This is a genomic window from Pseudomonas sp. JS3066, assembly GCF_036328175.1.
GTDB lineage: Bacteria > Pseudomonadota > Gammaproteobacteria > Pseudomonadales > Pseudomonadaceae > Metapseudomonas.
Map to the genome: position 1 here is coordinate 4,637,092 of NZ_CP143312.1, position 17,979 is coordinate 4,655,070.

The window sequence follows — 17,979 nt, forward strand, 5'->3', positions numbered from 1 at the left end:
GCCCAACATATCGCCCCCTATCGGGGCGCCAACCTACGAAAGCCCAACCCGCTCTCGTTTGTTAAACTGCGCGCCCCTTTTTGCGAGACGCCGCGCATGTCCTCCGCTCTCATCCAGGCGCTGCGCGCCGCCCTCGATGCCCGCCAGCCGCTGCTGGCCGAGCTCCATGCCCAGGACACCGATTGCTACCGGCTGTTCCATGGCAGCCAGGAAGGCGCACCGGGCCTGACCGTCGACCGCTACGGCCCCCAGCTGATGGTGCAGAGCTTTCACCAGCCACTGGAGCGCGGCCCCTTGCTGGATCTGGCTGCCGCGGTAAACGAGTTTCTCGGCGAGAAGCTGCTGCTGGTCTACAACGACCGCTCCCAGGGCAATTCACGCGTTGATCGCCACGACCCGGTTTATCAGGCTGAACCGGCTGCCCTGGAAGACCTCGTGGGTCGCGAGTGGGGCCTGAACTACCGGGTACGCGGCCGCCATGCGGGGCAGGACCCGCTACTCTTCCTCGACCTGCGCAACGCCCGTGGCTGGGTCAAGGACAACAGTGCCGGCAAGTCCGTGCTCAACCTTTTCGCCTACACCTGCGGAGTTGGCGTCTGCGCTGCCGGCGGCGGCGCAAGCGAGGTGTGGAACCTGGACTTCGCCGAGGGCAATCTCGCGGTCGGCCGTGAAAACGGAGCCCTGAACCCGAGCCTGGCCCCCATGCGCTTTGTGCAATCGGACTACTTCCCGGCGATCCGCCAACTGGCCGGGCAGCCCATCGCCCGCCGCCACGGCCAGAAACTGCCCAGTTACCCGCGCCTGGAGCAGCGCCAGTTCGACCTGGTATTCCTCGACCCGCCCGCCTGGGCCAAGAGCGCCTTCGGAACCGTGGACTTGCTGCGCGACTATCAGAGCCTGCTCAAGCCGGCCCTGCTGGCCACCGAGGATGGCGGCGTGCTGGTGTGCAACAACAACCTGGCCAAAGTGGATATGGAGGACTGGCGCGAACTGGTGCTGCGTTGCGCGAGCAAACTGGGCCGCCCAGTCCGCGACTGCCAGCAATTCGCACCCGCCGCCGACTTCCCCTCCCGAGATGCGCGCCCACCGCTCAAGACCTTGATCCTGCAGCTCTGAAAGCCGTTCGGTAACGAGAGCCAGCCGTCAGGCGGAACCCTGAGGCCGTGCCATAATCCAAGGCATTCTTCGCCGGGATAGTTGACGCCTCATGTACAAAGGATTGAAACGGGCCGTTTGCGCCCTGCTGATCGTCGTAGCCCTCTACAGCCTGCTTGGCTTTCTGATCATCCCGGGGATCGCCCTGCGGGTGGCCAACCAGCAACTGGCCCAGTACGCCACGGTTCCCGCACGGCTGGAGCGCATCCAGCTCAACCCCTTCAGCCTTGAACTGACGCTATGGGGGCTGCACATCGGCGAAGACAAGGCCGAGCAAATAGGCTTCGAACGGCTCTATGCCAACCTGGAACTGGACAGCCTGTGGTCTGGTGCCCTGCACCTGGCGGACGTGGAGCTCGACAAGTCGACCACCGAGGTGCTGTTCGCCAAGGACGGGAAGCTCAACCTGGCCCAGCTGTTCAAGCTGCCGCCCAGTGAGCCCAAGCCGGAAGAGCCCGCCGGCGATCCTTTCCCGCTGCGCATCGACCGCATCAAGCTGACCGAGGGCGGCCTGCATTTCGAGGACCTCCGCCCGAGCGAACCCATCGAGTTCGTCTATGACTCGCTGAATCTGGAACTGCGCAATCTCAGCACCCTGCCCGATGACAGTTCGGAGATGTCCCTGGTCGCCACCGGTCCATACGGTGGGCGGATCGACTGGGAAGGCCAGATCAGCCTGGTGCCTTTCAGTTCCAGCGGCACGCTCAAGCTCACAGAAGGCAAACTCAAGGGCGTCTGGCCCTATGTCCGCGACGCGGTACCGCTGGTGCTGGAGAAAGGCGTGATCAGCCTGTCCACCGAGTACAAGCTGAATCTGGCCAAAGGCACCCAGCTCAACCTGGACAAGATCTGGATCAAAGTGGCGCCCTTCGCCATCAAAGCGCCCGATAACCGCCCCCTGGTCAACCTGGAGACGCTGGAGGTCAGCGACAGCTCCCTCGACCTGGTCAAGCAGGAAGTGGTGATTGGCAAGATCCACAGCCAGAACCTGGAGACCTGGGCAGCACGTGAGTCCGATGGCCAACTCGACTGGCAGAAACTGTTTGCCAGCGAGGCCAAACCGGCAGCCAAGGCTGACGAGAAAGCCGCCAGCGAATCTGCCGACACCAAAGCTGAACCGAGCAAGCCCTGGCTGGTTCTGCTACGCGAAACCCAGCTGCGCGGCTACAAGGTGCACCTGGCCGACCGAGTGCCCAAGGAGCCTGTGCAACTGGAGCTGGGCCCGCTTAACCTGGATCTCAAGGACTTCGACAGCCGGGGCGAATCGCCTTTCAACCTGAGCCTCGACACCGGCCTCGGCAAACAGGGCAAGTTGCAGGCGGTGGGCCAGGTCCAGCTCAAGCCAACCACCGCCAAACTGCAGGTGCAGACTCGGGACATCGACCTGCGTGTGGCCCAGGCCTACCTCAGTCCATTCGTGCGCCTGGAAGTGCGCAGCGGCATGCTCGATAGCGACCTCAATGTCGACCTCAAGAGCACTGAGCCACTGGCCCTTGGCATAACCGGCCGCGCCCTGGTGAACCAGATGCACACCCTGGACACGATCAAGGAGCGCGACTTCGTCAAATGGCAGCAATTGCTGGTGGAAGGTCTGAATTACCAACACGGCGACAGCCTGAATATCGACAAGGTGAGCCTGAGCCAGCCCTACGCGCGCTTCATCATCAACGAAGACCTCACCACCAACGCCAGTGAGTTGGTGATCAAGCAGCCCGCAGAAGCAGGTGCCCCAACCACCGCCCCTGCCAAACAGAAACCCGCTGCCAAGCCCCTGGGCATCCGCATTGGCGGCATCGAGATAAAGGACGGCTCGGCCAACTTCGCCGACTTCAGCCTGACGCCGAACTTCGCCACCGCCATCCAACAGCTGAATGGCGAAATCGGCACTCTCGACAACCGCAACCCCAAGGCGGCCAAGGTCGCGATCAACGGCAAGGTGGATCGTTACGCACCAGTCACCATCAAGGGCAGTCTGAACCCCTTCGATCCGCTAGACAGCCTGGATATCGCCACCAGTTTCAAGCGCGTCGAGCTGACCACCCTGACGCCCTACTCTGGCAAATTCGCTGGCTATCGCATCCGCAAGGGTCGACTGAACCTGGACCTGCACTACCAGATCGAGAAGGGTCAGTTGAAAGCCGACAACCATCTCGTCCTGGAGCAGTTGCAGCTCGGTGAACAGGTCTCAAGTCCCGACGCCGTGGACTTGCCGGTGCGACTGGCAGTCGCACTGCTGAAGGACACCGAAGGCAAGATCGACATCAAGCTGCCCGTGGCCGGAAATCTCAACGACCCGCAATTCAGCGTTGCCCCCATCGTCTGGCAGACCCTGCGCAATCTGGTGCTGCGAGCCGTGCAGGCGCCCTTCAACTTCGTCGCCGGCCTGGTAGGTGGCAGCAGCGAAGATCTCGGCCAGGTTCCCTTCCCGGCCGGTAGCAGCGAGCTCGACACTGATGCGCAGAAGGCCCTGGACACCCTGGCCGAGGCACTCAAGAAGCGCCCGGCACTGCGCTTGGAGGTGGAAGGCGCTAGCGCCAAGGCCGCCGACGGTCCGCTCCTGGCCCAACAACGCCTGGAACGGGAATATCAGAGCACCTACTACAAGATCGCCCAGCGCCGAGGCGACAAAGTGCCAGCCGAGGCCAGCCAGATCGAGGTTCCGGACGACGAGAAAGCGCCTATGCTGGAAGGCATCTACCGCACCCGCCTGAAACAGCAGCCACCTGCCGAGTGGACGGAGCTGGACAGCGAGCAGCGCACGGTCAAGCTGCGCGACGCGGTGCTGGCGTCCTGGGCGCAGAGCGACCTGCTGCTTCGCCAGCTGGGTCAGGCCCGCGCCGCCACCATCAAGGACTATCTGGTGGACCGTGGCGGTCTCGCCGATGATCGCATCTTCCTGCTCGACATCAGCCTGGTGGACCCAAACCAGGCCGGTGAAGTGATCACCCCGCTGCATCTGGACAGCGAGTAGGAGTCTTCCATGCGTACGCTGCCGCTCGCCGTGCTGACACTCGTCCTGGCCGCCCCGGCCGGGGCCGAGACCATGCGCTGCGGCAGCAAGCTGATCAGCCTGGGCGACCGCACCTTCGAGGTCCTGCAGAAATGCGGCGAGCCGGTACACCGTGACCTTGTCGGCTACACCCTCGGCTCCTACGACCGGCGCGAGTTCAACGTCGAGGAATGGGTCTACGGCCCCAACAACGGCATGCTCAGCATCCTCACTTTCGAAGGCAACCGCCTGGTACGTATCGAAACCCGGCGCAGCCGCTGACGGTCCTCAGCGCCGGGTGTAGGCTGTAGCCACCTCTCGCCATTCGGACATCCCCGTGAAGCTCCGTGTCCTTTTCCTTGCTTCGCTGCTATTGGCTCTGGGCAACGCCCAGGCCTCCTCCACTTTGCGCTGCAACAGCAACCTCATCAGCCTCGACGACACTACCAGCGAGGTCCTCGATAAGTGCGGCGAGCCGATCAGCCGTGCCGACCTGGGCTTCAAGGAAGTGATCGACGAGTATTACCGGCGCAACGAAGTCCGGGTCGAGGAATGGGTGTACGGACCACGCAATGGCATGTACCAGTTCCTTCGTTTCGAAGGCAATCGGCTGCGCAATATCGACAGCAAGCGGGGCAACTGACAGCCGCTCGGACGGAATGCTAGGCTCTGCGCATTCTTACCCCCAGGACAGGATGCCCGCCCCCATGAAAGCCCTCACCTGCGCCGTCGCAGCCCTCCCTCTGCTTGTCTTCGACGCCACGGCCAACACCTTCCGCTGCGAAAGCAAACTCGTCAGCGTTGGCGATCGCAGTGTCGAGGTTCAGCGCAAGTGCGGCGAACCGGCCTCGCGCAGTTTCATCGGGTATTCGGTAACCACCGGCGGGCGCCAGGAGATGCAAGTGGAAGAATGGGTCTACGGCCCCAGCAACGGTATGTATCACTACCTGAAATTCCTCGGCGGGCGCCTCGACGAAATCGACAGCAAGCGCAACTGAGGCGCGCGCGATGATCATCCTTCCTGCTGATCAACCCCTGGACTGGCGGCGACCGCCCGTCATCACCTTGCTGCTGATCCTGCTCAATACCCTGATCTACATCGTCTACCAGGGCGGCGACCAGGCACGCGTCGAAGAAGCGCAGCAGCTCTACCTGGACGGTGGCCTGCTCAACCGCGAGCGCGCCCTGTTCATCGACCATCTGGTGGAGCGCGAGAAGTTCGACGCTGACCAGCGCCGTGGCATCGATGCCATGCGTCGGCAGGACCTGGCGACAATCATCCTCCGCGATCTGGAGTTCGAGGACTGGCTGCACCGACTCCCTGCCTACCAGGCCGATCCCGCCTGGCAGCAGTTACGACAGAAAGCCGAAGCGGCACGGGACCGCATCAGCGCACAGCGATTCGGCTTCATCCCCAACAAGTTCAGTGTCCAGGGGCTGTTCGGCGCCATGTTCCTGCATGGCAGCTTCGATCACCTGCTGGGCAACATGATCTTCCTCTTCATCTGCGGATTCGCCCTGGAAGCGGCGCTGGGGCGCTGGGTCTACCTTGGCCTCTACCTGGCGAGCGGCCTCGCGTCGCATCTGCTCTGGTGGGCCATGGACCCGGTCTGGGTAGCGGGTATCGGTGCCTCGGGGGCGGTCTCGGGGTTGATGGGCATGACCATTGGTGTCTACGGCCTGCGCAAGATCCGTTTCTTCTACTGGCTGGGTCCCCTCATCGGCTACTTCAAGGCGCCAGCCCTGTGGATATTTCCCGCATGGCTCGGCAAAGAGCTGTACGGCGTGCTGTTGGCCGATGACCACGTCAATTACTACGCGCACCTCGGCGGGCTGGCCTTCGGCTTCCTCTCGACCTGGCTGTTGCACAAGGTGGGCTTCCTCAAGGTTGATGAGGCCTACCTGAACAAGGAAGACCCGGACGCACCCTTCAAGCGAGAACTGACTGCCCTTGACCAGTTGATCGGTCGTTTCGCCCTTGACCAGGCAGCGCCGCGCGGCCTCGAGCTGCTGCAGCGCTACCCCGGCCGACTGGCGCTCCTGGAGCGCCTCTACCCCGTGGCCAAGGGGCGTCAGGACAAGCCGTTACTGACCGCTGTGCTGAAGCAGCTTTTCAGCCTGCCCGAACAGACGGCTGCCCTGCCACTGCTGCAGAAGCTGGCCGATGACGTCGCCGACCCGCAGCAACGCATGCTGCAGCACCCCGCTGTCTTGCTGCACCTGCTGCAGCGCCTGATCAAGGCCGGGGACTGCACCCGCGCCCTGGCGCCGTGGCGTCGACTGTGCGAGGCGAGCCCAGTGCCGCCGCAGCTTCCCGGCCTGACACTGCAACTGGCCAAGCAACTGGGCCAGCGCCAGGATCTACGCGGAGTTGGTGAGCTGGGACAGTACCTGCGCCGCGCCTTCCCCGAGGCGGAACAGACCCGCCAACTGGCGCTGTATCAGCAGCACCTGGCGCGCTGACAGAAAAAGCCCCGCAATTGCGGGGCTTTTCCTCTCCGGCAGGCATCAGAGCCGACTGCTGAAATCGCGGACTTCCTGCTCCGCCCGATCCTTGCTCCAGCCGTAGCGCTCCTGCAGCTTGCCGACCAGATACTCACTATGACCTTCGGCCACGTCGAGATCGTCATCGGTCAGGTGGCCCCACTTCTCCTTGATTCGGCCGCTTAGCTGCTTCCATTTGCCTTTGATGATGTCAGCGTTCATAGGACGCTCCTTTACTTTAGCTGGGCCGCCCGGAAAGGGCGGAACCAGCCGAGGGTCAATCGGCGGACTTCAGGCCGTCGGCAGAAACCGCAGTGACACCCTTGATGTTCTTGGCGGTTTCGATGGCCAGGTCACGTTCGGCATCGGTTTTCACCATGCCGGACAGTGCAACCACGCCCTTGTTGGTTTCGACCTTGATGTCCATGCCGCTGAGGTTTTTGTCAGCCAGGAATGTCGATTTGACCTTGCTGGTGATCCAGGTGTCCGAGACAGCCTCTTCGGCCTTCTGAACGGTGTCGCTGGCTGCCAGCATGGTTTGTCCGCTGGTTTCTGCGTAAGCGCCGGTAGCGAACGGCAGGCTGATGGCGGCAGCAGTAACAGCGGCAAAGGTCCACTTGGTGAAAGACTGTTTCATGAGGGGTTCTCCTCTTTACTTCGGAACATCTGCAGCAAGTTCCCGGCTGCAGGGTCACGAGAAATGTCGCAAGGCCTGTGCCAGCTTCCGAATGAAGATAAAAACCAACAAAATCAATCAGATAAATACATCACCGAAGAACCTGCCACATGCAGTCTGCAAGTTCTCCCCTAGGAGGCCTTGCAGACTGCACGATCAAACCCGTCTCAGCGTCCAGCGTTACCCAACCTGGCGATGGTGCCTTCCAGGGCAGTGACCTGGTCCAACAGAGGCGAAGCCGGATAGCGTGCGCGGATGTATGCCAGCAGCTTCTGCGCCGGCTCCACCTGACCGAGGCCTTCGGCGAAACCACGAGCCGCCAGCAGGTAGGCACGCGGAATATGTGGATAGTCGGGGAAGCGTTGGTGCAGGTTGCGTAGCAGACTCAACGCTTCGCGCACCTTGTGGCGATCGAGCAGGGCACCCGCGACCTGCTCGCACACCAGCGCATCGCCGGGCAGGAAGTCAGCCTGGAACTGGCGGGCATTCAGCAGCGCAGTCGCGGCCTGCGCAGGGTTCTGGCGGGCGACCAGGGGCAGGTAATGATCCAGGTGGCGAAGGCAGCGCTCCCGCGCGCCCAACCCGAACAGCAACTGGTGGAAACGTTCGTTGAGGCGCAAGTCCTCGGGGTCGCGCTGCAGAGCGTTGGAGAGAATCTCCAGGGCACCATCGCTTTGGCCTTCCTTGAGACGAATCTCTGCTTCGGCGAGAGCCTTGCGTCGGCGCCATTCGTTTTCCGGCAACCCCTGCTGGGTGCCTTCCTCGGCAATCGCAAAGCCCAATGCCCCCTGATACTGGAACACGGCATAGCCCATCATGCTGCACATCACCACGCCGAAGTACCCGAACAGGAAAGTGGCGATTGGCATCAGCACCACCTTGGGCAAACCACCGGAAAGCATCCAGGCCACGTAGCTGGGGGATTGCCAGAGGATGAAGAGAAAAGCGCATAGGATCAGGTAACGCCAGCCCATCGCCTTGATCACTTCACCCACCTGGTCGGGGCTCAACGCAGCACCGAGTTCTTTGCTCAGCGCCAGACGGATAATGCTTGCCGGCAGCAGGAGCACAATGGCGATGTTCACCACCCAGAAGATCGTCTCGCTGTTGAAATCGGCTGCCAGCCAGAGTGCCCCAAGCGCGATGGCAAAGACCGCCATCTGCTTGAAGAACAATGAAAAGCCTTCGCCAGCGAAGGCACTGACCAGTGACGGCGACTCTCGCACGCCCTCACTGCTGGCCTCGATCACGCTGTGGAAGTACTTGGTGGCGATGCTCAGCAAGATGATCCAGAGGATCAGCGAGCGCGGCATGAACAGGCCTGCCAGGGCCAACAGGGCGCTGAAAGCGAGTGGCCCGGTCTGCAGGCCGTAAGCGAAGAATTGAGGCAGACGTTCCCAGAAGGGTTGGGCGGTGTTGGCCGCACCGAGGAAGGTCAGCTGGCTGCGGCATAACGGACAGGCCGGGCTGTCGTCGGGAACGTCAGCATTCAGGGGAATGCAGCAATCACCGAAATGGCGCTGACATGGCACACAGTGCCAGGTTGCGGGTTGGGCGGGATGGTACTGGCAGAGCGTCTTGTCCATGACTGTTCCAGGCACGATGGCGGTTCGCCATTGTCCGGGCAAAAAAAGAGGGCCCGCAAGGGGCCCTCTCTTTCATCGTGCGGCGATTATCAGACGCCCGAAGCCTCGGCGGCTTCTACATCCTTCATCGACAGCTTGATGCGACCACGGTTGTCGACATCAAGGACCAGGACTTTGACTTCCTGACCTTCCTGCAGAACGTCGGTGACCTTGTCGATGCGCTTGTCGCTGATCTGCGAGATGTGCACCAGACCGTCCTTGCCCGGCAGGATGTTGACGAAGGCGCCGAAGTCGACGATGCGCTCGACCTTGCCCACGTACACCTTGCCGATCTCGGCTTCAGCAGTGATGCCCAGAACGCGCTGGCGCGCAGCCTCGGCCGCTTCCTTGGTCTCGCCGAAGATCTTCACGCTGCCATCGTCTTCAATGTCGATGGAAGCCTTGGTCTCTTCGCAGATACCACGGATGGTGGCGCCGCCCTTGCCGATGACGTCGCGGATCTTGTCCGGCTCGATCTTCATGGCAATCATGGTCGGGGCGTTGGAGGACAGCTCGCTGCGGGACTCGGCGATCACCTGGTTCATCTGGCCGAGGATGTTCAGGCGCGCTTCCAGAGCCTGCTCCAGAGCGATCTCCATGATTTCTTCGGTGATGCCGTTGATCTTGATGTCCATCTGCAGCGCGGTTACGCCCTTGGCGGTACCGGCTACCTTGAAGTCCATGTCGCCCAAGTGGTCTTCGTCACCCAGGATGTCGGTCAGGACGGCGAACTTGTCGCCTTCCTTCACCAGGCCCATGGCGATACCGGCAACCGGCGCCTTCATCGGCACGCCGGCATCCATCAGCGCGAGGGACGCGCCGCAAACGGAAGCCATGGAGCTGGAACCGTTGGATTCGGTGATCTCGGAAACCACACGAATGGTGTAGGGGAACTCGTCGCCCTTCGGCAGCATGGCGGAAACGCCACGACGGGCCAGACGGCCGTGACCGATTTCGCGGCGACCAGCACTGCCCATACGACCACACTCACCTACCGAGAAGGGCGGGAAGTTGTAGTGCAGCATGAAGGCGTCCTTGCGCTCGCCTTCCAGGGTGTCCAGCAGTTGGGCGTCACGGGCGGTACCGAGGGTGGCAACGACCAGGGCCTGGGTTTCACCACGGGTGAACAGGGCGGAACCGTGGGTCTTGCCCAGCACGCCGACTTCGATCTTCAGCGGACGTACGGTGCGGGTGTCGCGGCCGTCGATACGCGGCTTGCCGTTGACGATGTTCTCGCGAACGGTGCGGTATTCCAGCAGGCCGAAGGCGTCTTTCACTTCACCAGCCGGGAACTGACCTTCTTCTTCGCCAACGAAGCGGGCGACGACCTGGTCACGCAGCTCGTCCAGGCGGTTGTAGCGGTCCTGCTTGATGGTGATGGTGTAGGCCTGGGAAATGGCCTCGCCGAACTCGGCCTTGATGGCGCTGAGCAGGGCGGTGTTTTCGGCCGGGGCAGTCCAGTTCCAGGTCGGCTTGCCAGCTTCGGCAGCGAACTCCTTGACGGCCTGGATCACGGCCTGGAATTCCTGGTGGGCAAAGAGTACGGCGCCCAGCATCTGGTCTTCGGTCAGCTCTTGGGCTTCCGACTCAACCATCAGTACGGCGTCTTGAGTACCGGCAACCACCATGTCCAGGCTGGAAGCCTTGAGCTGTTCGTAGTTGGGGTTCAGCAGGTAGCCAGTCTCTTCGTGGTAAGCCACGCGAGCGGCGCCGATCGGGCCGGCGAACGGAATGCCGGAGATGGCCAGGGCTGCGGAAGTACCGATCATGGAAGCGATGTCCGGATCGGTCTTCTTGTTGGTGGAGACCACGGTGCAGATGACCTGCACTTCGTTCAGGAAACCTTCCGGGAAGAGCGGACGGATCGGACGGTCGATCAGACGCGAGGTCAGGGTTTCTTTCTCGGACGGACGACCTTCACGCTTGAAGAAACCACCGGGGATACGGCCGGCAGCGTAGGTTTTTTCCTGGTAGTGCACGGACAGCGGGAAGAAACCCTTGCCCGGATCAGCTTGCTTGGCGCCGACCACGGTCACCAGCACGGTGACGTCGTCGTCCATGGTGACCAGTACGGCACCGGAGGCTTGACGGGCGATACGGCCAGTCTCGAGGGTTACGGTCGATTGACCGAACTGGAACTTCTTGATTACCGGGTTCACGGTGTTTTCCTTCTCTGTGTTGCCTTGGGGGAAATCGGGGGAGTGGCGGGAGTCGGACCCGTTTCAATCCCTTAAAAAACCAGAAGCTGGAAAGCCGAAAGCTGGAACGATGTCCAGCTTCCGGTTTCCAGCTTCCAGCTCGTCTGTGTCGCTTAGCGACGCAGACCCAGACGACCGATCAGGGCGCTGTAACGAGAGGTGTCCTTACCCTTCAGGTAGTCCAGCAGCTTGCGGCGCTGGTTAACCATGCGGATCAGACCACGACGGGAGTGGTGGTCTTTGCCGTTGGCCTTGAAGTGATCCTGCAGCTTGTTGATGTTGGCGGTCAGCAGGGCAACCTGCACTTCCGGAGAACCGGTATCGCCTTCAGCTTGCTTGTACTCGTTAACGATCTGGGCTTTTTCAGTAACGCTCAGTGCCATGATGGGCTTCCTCTGAGAGTAATAGGCCGGGACCTTCGCCCCGTGTTCTAAAAAGAGGATTGACCGTGCCTATTAACAGCCATCCTCGGATCGGTCATTCCGACCGAATCAGTCGACGCGGCGCAACGCGCCCGTCATCGCTCACTTCACCGATACCGATGAAGCGACCGGTATGATCCTGAACTCGCATCATGCCGAACTTCGGCGCTTCCGGGGCTCGTACCGGTTGGCCGTGTAGCCAGTAGTACGCGCTGTGCTCGGTAAGCTGGATCAGCGGCCAGTGTTCCAGTCCGCTGTCGACCGGCAGGAGGAACTGATCGAGTGCCTCGCTACCGCCTTCGGCGTGGACCTTCTCCAGGGTCTCCAGGCTGATTGCCTGGGCCAGCACGAAGGGGCCCGCCTGGGTCCGGCGCAGCTCCGCCACATGGGCTCCACATCCCAGGGCCTGGCCAAGATCCTCGACCAGGGTACGGATATAGGTGCCCTTGCTGCAGGCTACCGCCATTCTTGCCTGACTGTTTTCACAGGCCAGTAAATCCAGGCGCGCAATAGTAACAGAACGCGCCTCGCGCTCCACTACTTCGCCAGCACGCGCCAGCTTGTAGAGGGGCTGGCCGTCCTTCTTGAGAGCGGAGTACATCGGTGGTATCTGCTTGATTTCGCCACGAAAACGCGGCAGCAGAGCTTCTATGTCCTCGCGACCAACGGTCACTTCGCGACGCTCGGTCACTTCACCTTCGGCATCGCCGGTGGAGGTGGTAATGCCGAGCTGGGCCAGGGTTTCGTAACCCTTGTCGGCATCCAGGAGGTACTGGGAGAACTTGGTCGCCTCGCCGAAGCACAGCGGCAACACACCGGTAGCCAACGGGTCGAGGCTGCCGGTATGGCCGGCTTTCTCGGCATTGAGCAGCCAACGCACCTTCTGCAGCGCAGCGTTGGAACTCATGCCGCGCGGCTTGTCGAGTATCAGCACACCGCTGACATTACGGCGAATACGTTTTACCTGGGCCACGCCATCACTCCTCGTCGCTGCCCTGGTGCTTGCGGTCTTCCGCGACGGCACGCTCGATCAGCGCCGACAGTTCGGCGCCACGCCGGATGCTGGCGTCGTAGTGGAAGTGCAATTGCGGCACGCTGCGCAGTTTCATGGCCTTGCCGAGCTGCATACGCAGGAAGCCCGCGGCGTCCTGCAGAATGTCGAGGTTGAGCTTGACCTTCTCGGCGTTGTCATCCTGGCCCATCACGGTGATGAACACCTTGGCATGGGAGAGGTCACGGCTCACGTCGACAGCAGTGATGGTCACAAGACCCAGGCGCGGGTCTTTGATCTCACGCTGGATCAGCAGCGCCATTTCGCGCTGCATCTGGTCGCCGATGCGTTGGGTACGGCTGTAGTCTTTAGCCATTTCGTTTCACTCTTGAACGCTTAAAAGCCGAAAGCCAGGAGTGGAAGGCGATGGCTTCCAGCTCCTGGCTCCCGGCTTGTGGCAAGCGCGACACTTACAGCGTGCGCGCCACCTGGACCTTCTCGAAGACTTCGATCTTGTCACCGACTTTGACGTCGTTGTAGCTCTTCACGCCGATACCGCACTCCATGCCGGCACGCACCTCGGACACGTCGTCCTTGAAGCGGCGCAGGGATTCCAGTTCGCCTTCGAAGATCACCACATCGTCGCGCAGTACGCGGATCGGGCGGTTGCGGTGTACCAGACCTTCGGTAACCATGCAGCCGGCGACCGCGCCGAACTTCGGCGAGCGGAACACGTCGCGCACCTCGGCGATACCCAGGATGTTCTCCCGGACTTCGCTGCCCAGCATGCCGGACAGTGCTTTCTTAACGTCTTCGATGATGTCGTAGATGATGTTGTAGTAGCGCAGGTCCAGACCTTCCTGCTCGACGATCTTGCGCGCACCGGCATCGGCACGCACGTTGAAGCCGAACAGCACGGCGTTGGACGCCAGCGCCAGGTTGGCGTCGCTCTCGGTGATACCACCTACACCGCCACCCACAACACGTACCTGGACTTCCTCGTTGCCGATATCGGCCAGGGCGCCCTGCAGGGCCTCGAGAGAACCACGCACATCGGACTTGAGCACGATGTTGAGGGTCTTTTTCTCGTCCTGCCCCATGCTTTCGAAGATGTTTTCCAGCTTGGAGGACTGCTGGCGAGCCAGCTTGACCTCGCGGAACTTGCCTTGACGGAACAGGGCAACTTCGCGCGCTTTCTTCTCGTCGGCGACCACAGTCAGGTCGTCACCGGCGTCCGGAGTGCCATCCAGGCCAAGAATCTCGACCGGGATGGACGGACCGGCTTCTTTCACCGGCTTGCCGTTCTCGTCGAGCATGGCGCGAACGCGGCCATAGTTGACGCCGCAGAGAACCATGTCGCCCTGGCGCAGGGTACCGTCCTGTACCAGCACGGTAGCGACCGGGCCACGGCCCTTGTCCAGGCGGGACTCGACCACGACACCACGACCAGGGGCCGACGGAGTGGCAGTGAGCTCCAGAACCTCTGCCTGCAGCAGCACGGCTTCGAGCAGTTCGTCGACGCCGGTACCGGCCTTGGCCGAAACAGGCACGAACTGGGTGTCGCCGCCCCACTCCTCCGGAATCACATCCAGCGCGGCAAGGCCGTTCTTGATGTTGTCCGGGTTGGCTTCCGGCTTGTCCATCTTGTTGACCGCAACCACGATCGGCACGCCAGCCGCTTTTGCGTGCTGTACCGCTTCAACGGTCTGCGGCATCACCCCGTCGTCGGCCGCCACCACCAGGATGACGATGTCGGTAGCCTTGGCACCACGGGCACGCATCGCGGTGAACGCTGCGTGGCCAGGGGTGTCGAGGAAGGTCACCATGCCGCGATCGGTTTCGACGTGGTAGGCGCCGATGTGCTGGGTGATACCACCCGCTTCACCGCTGGCTACCTTGGTACGACGAATGTAGTCGAGCAGGGAGGTCTTGCCGTGGTCGACGTGGCCCATCACGGTCACTACCGGCGCACGGGTCAGGGCTTCGCCTTCAAACTTCAGGGACTCGGCCAGTTGGTCTTCCAGGGCGTTCTCGTTTACCAGTTTGACCTTGTGGCCGAATTCTTCGGCGATCAACTGAGCGGTCTCACGGTCGAGCACCTGGTTGATGGTCACCGGAGTGCCCATCTTGAACATGAACTTGACGACTTCTGCACCCTTGACAGCCATCTGGGCGGCCAGTTCGGCCACGGTGATGGTCTCGCCAATGCTGACTTCACGCACGATAGGTCCTGTCGGGCTCTGGAACCCGTGCTGGTTACGCTTCTTCAGCTTGGACTTGCCACCACGGCCACCGCCACGACGACCGAAAGCATCGCTTTCTTCGTCGGTACTGCGCGGTGCCACGCGGGGAGCCGGAGCCTTTTCTTTCTCTTTGAGCGAAGGACGGTGCTGCGCATGCTTGCGGTCGCGGCGATCGTCTTCATCACGAGCACGCTCGGGACGACGAACCTCTTCCTTCTTGCGCTCGCCGTTAACCGCAGCTGCGCCGGCCGCTGCAGGAGCAACTGCTGCCGCAGAGGCAGCAGCGACAGGCGCGGCTGCGACAGCGGCCGGCTCGCCGGCAGCAGCAACAACTTCCGCCGGAGCGGATTCGGTAGCTACCTTGGCACGAGATTCCGCTTCGCGGCGGGCAGCCTCTTCGGCACGCTGACGAGCCTCATCTTCAGCCTTCAGTCGAGCGGCTTCTTCCGCTACGCGCTGCTCTTCGAGTTCGCGCTGACGCTCAGCCTCGATCTCGTCGGGGCTGCGCTTGACGTAGGTCTTCTTCTTGCGTACTTCGACGTTGATGGTCTTGCTACCGGCGACCCTCAGCGTAGTAGTGGTCTTGCGCTGCAGGGTAATCTTGCGCGGCTCTTCCAGGCGCTCACCGTGGCTGCTCTTGAGATGGGCCAGCAGGGCCTGCTTCTCATTGTCGGTTACAACTTGTTCGGCGCTGGTGTGCGGCAATCCCGCCTCGCGCATCTGCAGCAGCAGGCGCTCCACCGGTGTATCGACCACTTGGGCCAGTTCTTTCACCGTGACTTGCGTCATGCACTTCTCTCCTCAGGCCGCGATACTTACTCGAACCAGTGGGCTCGGGCGGCCATGATCAGCTTGCCGGCACGCTCTTCGTCCATGCCGTCGATGTCGAGCAGGTCGTCGATCGACTGCTCGGCCAGATCTTCGCGGTTAATAACGCCACGTACGGCGAGTTCAACAGCCAGGTCCTTGTCCATGCCTTCCAGGGAAAGCAGGTCTTCGGCAGGCTGGGCATCCGCCAGCTTTTCTTCGGTTGCGATAGCCTTGGTCAGCAGGCGGTCCTTCGCGCGCGCACGCAGCTCGTTGACGATGTCCTCATCGAAGCCGTCGATGCTGAGCATTTCTTCCATGGGCACGTAGGCGATTTCTTCCAGGCTGGTGAAACCTTCTTCAACCAGTACCTGGGCCAGCTCTTCGTCCACTTCCAGCTCTTCAACGAATGCACGCAGGATGTCGCCGGTTTCGGCTTGCTGCTTGGCCTGGATGTCCGCTTCGGTCATCACGTTGAGGGTCCAGCCGGTCAGCTGGCTGGCCAGGCGCACGTTCTGGCCGCCACGACCAATGGCCTGGGCCAGGTTGTCTTCGGCAACGGCGATGTCCATTGCGTGGGCATCTTCGTCGACGATGATCGCAACCACTTCGGCCGGGGCCATGGCATTGATCACGAACTGTGCCGGGTTGTCGTCCCAGAGGACGATATCGACACGCTCACCGCCCAACTCGCCGGATACGGCCTGGACGCGGGAGCCACGCATACCGATGCAGGCACCCTGCGGGTCGATACGTTTGTCCTTGGAGCGTACGGCGATCTTGGCGCGCGAACCCGGGTCACGGGAGGCGGCCATCACTTCGATCAGCTCTTCGGCGATTTCCGGCACTTCGATGCGGAACAACTCGATCAGCATCTGCGGCGCAGTGCGCGACAGGATCAGTTGCGGACCGCGATTTTCGGTGCGGATTTCTTTCAGCAGGGCACGCACACGAGCACCAACCCGGAAGGTTTCGCGGGCGATGATGTCCTCGCGAGCCAGGAGCGCTTCGGCGTTGTTGCCCAGGTCAACGATCACGTTGTCGCGAGTGACTTTCTTCACAGTGCCGAAAATGATGTCGCCCAGCTTCTCGCGGTAGGCTTCAACCACCTGCGCACGCTCGGCCTCACGTACCTTCTGCACGATGACCTGCTTGGCGGTCTGGGCAGCGATGCGACCGAACTCGATGGACTCGATCTTCTCTTCGATGATGTCGCCGATCTTGGCATTCTCATCGCGAGCCTGAGCCTGGTCGAGGGTCAGCTGGATCGCCGGATCCTCGAAATCTTCTTCCTCGACCACAGTCCAGCTACGGAAAGTGTCGTAGTTACCGCTCTGACGATTGATCGACACTCGCAGGTCGACCTCGTCCTCAAAACGCTTCTTGGTAGCGGTGGCCAGGGCCAGCTCCAGCGCCTCGAAAATAACGCCAGCCGGTACACCCTTTTCGTTGGATACCGACTCAACAACCAGCAGTACTTCTTTGCTCATCGTACGCCTCGCCTTTCGCAATCCATTGGATCCGCGGGATCCGCGTCTCAGTCAAAACGGGGAATGATGTTGGCCTTGTCGATCAACTCGATCGGCAGGAGGAACTCGCGGTCTTCTATGAGAACCACCACGTCCTGCTCCTCCACCCCGCGGAGGAGCCCCTGAAAATTGCGCCGCCCTTCGAAGGGCGAACGCAGCTTGATCTTGACCAGCTCACCGGCGTGGGCCGCAAACTGCTCAAGGGTGAACAGCGGACGATCCATGCCCGGCGAAGAAACTTCGAGGGTGTATTCGTTGCTGATCGGGTCCTCGACATCGAGTACACCACTGATCTGCCGACTGACCTTCTCGCAATCCTCGACTAGGATGCCGTTCTCGTGATCGATATAGATACGCAGCAGGGAATGCCGCCCTTGAGACAGGAACTCGATGCCCCAGCACTGATAACCGAGCGCTTCGACTACCGGGGCCAACAAGGCCTGCAACTGTTCTAGCTTGCTCGACACCTGATCGCCTCTCGCATGCTGTGCAAATAAAAAATGGGCGAAACGCCCATCCCTTCAAACCGCCTGATCTGTGATCGGAGGCCAACTGTCCAGCTAGCAAAAAGCCCCTAAAAAGGGGCTTCGCGACTACTGGTTGCGGGGGCTGGATTTGAACCAACGACCTTCGGGTTATGAGCCCGACGAGCTACCAGACTGCTCCACCCCGCGTCAAAGCTGGTGCGAGAGTATACGGCCAGCACCTTGCGTGGTCAACCGAACATCCCGCGAAGAAGAAGGCCCGCATCACTGCGGGCCTTCTCTTTGTATGGTACCGAGGAGGGGACTCGAACCCCTACAGCCTATGGCCACTACCACCTCAAGGTAGCGTGTCTACCAATTCCACCACCTCGGCAA

Annotated in this window: 16 protein-coding genes and 2 tRNA genes; 6 read left to right on the forward strand and 12 right to left on the reverse strand. The window is 61.6% G+C overall.

Annotated elements, in window-relative coordinates:
- The first annotated feature begins 96 nt into the window (after nt 1-96).
- From SA496_RS21940 to SA496_RS21965, 6 genes are all read left to right on the forward strand, one after another.
- On the forward strand, nt 97-1,116 hold the full coding sequence (locus tag SA496_RS21940) for a class I SAM-dependent rRNA methyltransferase (RefSeq protein ID WP_330114462.1): 1,020 nt from the start codon (nt 97-99) through the stop codon (nt 1,114-1,116).
- 91 nt (nt 1,117-1,207) lie between these two features.
- Nucleotides 1,208-4,126, forward strand: a complete 2,919-nt coding sequence (locus SA496_RS21945; RefSeq protein ID WP_330114463.1) for a DUF748 domain-containing protein — start codon at nt 1,208-1,210, stop codon at nt 4,124-4,126.
- Between the two features lie 9 nt (nt 4,127-4,135).
- Nucleotides 4,136-4,426 carry a DUF2845 domain-containing protein gene (locus tag SA496_RS21950; protein ID WP_120654523.1) on the forward strand — a complete coding sequence of 97 codons (291 nt, stop codon included), beginning with the start codon at nt 4,136-4,138 and terminating at the stop codon, nt 4,424-4,426.
- Nucleotides 4,427-4,481: 55 nt separating this feature from the next.
- Nucleotides 4,482-4,787, forward strand: a complete 306-nt coding sequence (locus SA496_RS21955; protein ID WP_120654522.1) for a DUF2845 domain-containing protein — start codon at nt 4,482-4,484, stop codon at nt 4,785-4,787.
- Nucleotides 4,788-4,851: 64 nt separating this feature from the next.
- On the forward strand, nt 4,852-5,142 hold the full coding sequence (locus SA496_RS21960; RefSeq protein ID WP_120654521.1) for a DUF2845 domain-containing protein: 291 nt from the start codon (nt 4,852-4,854) through the stop codon (nt 5,140-5,142).
- A 10-nt stretch (nt 5,143-5,152) separates the two neighbouring features.
- Nucleotides 5,153-6,607, forward strand: a complete 1,455-nt coding sequence (locus SA496_RS21965; RefSeq protein WP_120654520.1) for a rhomboid family intramembrane serine protease — start codon at nt 5,153-5,155, stop codon at nt 6,605-6,607.
- 45 nt (nt 6,608-6,652) lie between these two features.
- On the opposite strand, the gene SA496_RS21970 is transcribed toward SA496_RS21965, so the two are convergent.
- From SA496_RS21970 to SA496_RS22025, 12 genes are all read right to left on the reverse strand, one after another.
- Nucleotides 6,653-6,850, reverse strand: coding sequence for a CsbD family protein (locus SA496_RS21970; protein ID WP_120654519.1), 198 nt, complete (start codon nt 6,848-6,850; stop codon nt 6,653-6,655).
- 55 nt (nt 6,851-6,905) lie between these two features.
- Nucleotides 6,906-7,265: a BON domain-containing protein gene (locus tag SA496_RS21975; RefSeq protein ID WP_120654518.1), complete on the reverse strand. Its 360-nt coding sequence runs from the start codon at nt 7,263-7,265 to the stop codon at nt 6,906-6,908.
- 206 nt (nt 7,266-7,471) lie between these two features.
- Nucleotides 7,472-8,890, reverse strand: a complete 1,419-nt coding sequence (locus SA496_RS21980) for a hypothetical protein (RefSeq protein ID WP_120654517.1) — start codon at nt 8,888-8,890, stop codon at nt 7,472-7,474.
- An 89-nt stretch (nt 8,891-8,979) separates the two neighbouring features.
- Nucleotides 8,980-11,088 (reverse strand): polyribonucleotide nucleotidyltransferase, encoded by a 2,109-nt coding sequence (gene pnp / locus SA496_RS21985; protein ID WP_120654516.1) that lies wholly within the window; start codon nt 11,086-11,088, stop codon nt 8,980-8,982.
- 152 nt (nt 11,089-11,240) lie between these two features.
- Nucleotides 11,241-11,510, reverse strand: coding sequence for a 30S ribosomal protein S15 (gene rpsO, locus SA496_RS21990; protein ID WP_016494768.1), 270 nt, complete (start codon nt 11,508-11,510; stop codon nt 11,241-11,243).
- 94 nt (nt 11,511-11,604) lie between these two features.
- Complete coding sequence (gene truB, locus SA496_RS21995; protein WP_120654515.1) at nt 11,605-12,522, reverse strand: tRNA pseudouridine(55) synthase TruB; 918 nt, start codon at nt 12,520-12,522, stop codon at nt 11,605-11,607.
- Nucleotides 12,523-12,526: 4 nt separating this feature from the next.
- Nucleotides 12,527-12,916: a 30S ribosome-binding factor RbfA gene (rbfA, locus tag SA496_RS22000; protein WP_120654514.1), complete on the reverse strand. Its 390-nt coding sequence runs from the start codon at nt 12,914-12,916 to the stop codon at nt 12,527-12,529.
- A gap of 94 nt (nt 12,917-13,010) precedes the next feature.
- Nucleotides 13,011-15,572 (reverse strand): translation initiation factor IF-2, encoded by a 2,562-nt coding sequence (infB, locus tag SA496_RS22005; RefSeq protein WP_120654513.1) that lies wholly within the window; start codon nt 15,570-15,572, stop codon nt 13,011-13,013.
- A 26-nt stretch (nt 15,573-15,598) separates the two neighbouring features.
- The gene (gene nusA, locus SA496_RS22010) at nt 15,599-17,080 is read right to left on the reverse strand and encodes a transcription termination factor NusA (RefSeq protein WP_120654512.1); all 1,482 of its coding nucleotides are present in this window, start codon (nt 17,078-17,080) and stop codon (nt 15,599-15,601) included.
- Nucleotides 17,081-17,127: 47 nt separating this feature from the next.
- The gene (gene rimP, locus SA496_RS22015; protein WP_120654511.1) at nt 17,128-17,586 is read right to left on the reverse strand and encodes a ribosome maturation factor RimP; all 459 of its coding nucleotides are present in this window, start codon (nt 17,584-17,586) and stop codon (nt 17,128-17,130) included.
- A 130-nt stretch (nt 17,587-17,716) separates the two neighbouring features.
- Nucleotides 17,717-17,793: transfer RNA gene (locus SA496_RS22020), tRNA-Met, on the reverse strand.
- A 98-nt stretch (nt 17,794-17,891) separates the two neighbouring features.
- Nucleotides 17,892-17,977 (reverse strand) — tRNA-Leu (locus SA496_RS22025).
- Between the last annotated feature and the right edge of the window lie 2 nt (nt 17,978-17,979).

Excerpts from the sequence above, each read along its gene's own strand:
- rbfA (WP_120654514.1), bottom strand. The coding sequence starts at position 12,916 with ATGGCTAAAGACTACAGCCGTACCCAACGCATCGGCGACCAGATGCAG.
- SA496_RS21975 (WP_120654518.1), bottom strand. The coding sequence starts at position 7,265 with ATGAAACAGTCTTTCACCAAGTGGACCTTTGCCGCTGTTACTGCTGCC.
- SA496_RS21945 (WP_330114463.1), top strand. The coding sequence starts at position 1,208 with ATGTACAAAGGATTGAAACGGGCCGTTTGCGCCCTGCTGATCGTCGTA.
- SA496_RS21940 (WP_330114462.1), top strand. The coding sequence starts at position 97 with ATGTCCTCCGCTCTCATCCAGGCGCTGCGCGCCGCCCTCGATGCCCGC.
- SA496_RS21980 (WP_120654517.1), bottom strand. The coding sequence starts at position 8,890 with ATGGACAAGACGCTCTGCCAGTACCATCCCGCCCAACCCGCAACCTGG.
- SA496_RS21950 (WP_120654523.1), top strand. The coding sequence starts at position 4,136 with ATGCGTACGCTGCCGCTCGCCGTGCTGACACTCGTCCTGGCCGCCCCG.
- rpsO (WP_016494768.1), bottom strand. The coding sequence starts at position 11,510 with ATGGCACTGAGCGTTACTGAAAAAGCCCAGATCGTTAACGAGTACAAG.
- nusA (WP_120654512.1), bottom strand. The coding sequence starts at position 17,080 with ATGAGCAAAGAAGTACTGCTGGTTGTTGAGTCGGTATCCAACGAAAAG.
- SA496_RS21960 (WP_120654521.1), top strand. The coding sequence starts at position 4,852 with ATGAAAGCCCTCACCTGCGCCGTCGCAGCCCTCCCTCTGCTTGTCTTC.
- SA496_RS21965 (WP_120654520.1), top strand. The coding sequence starts at position 5,153 with ATGATCATCCTTCCTGCTGATCAACCCCTGGACTGGCGGCGACCGCCC.
- SA496_RS21970 (WP_120654519.1), bottom strand. The coding sequence starts at position 6,850 with ATGAACGCTGACATCATCAAAGGCAAATGGAAGCAGCTAAGCGGCCGA.
- infB (WP_120654513.1), bottom strand. The coding sequence starts at position 15,572 with ATGACGCAAGTCACGGTGAAAGAACTGGCCCAAGTGGTCGATACACCG.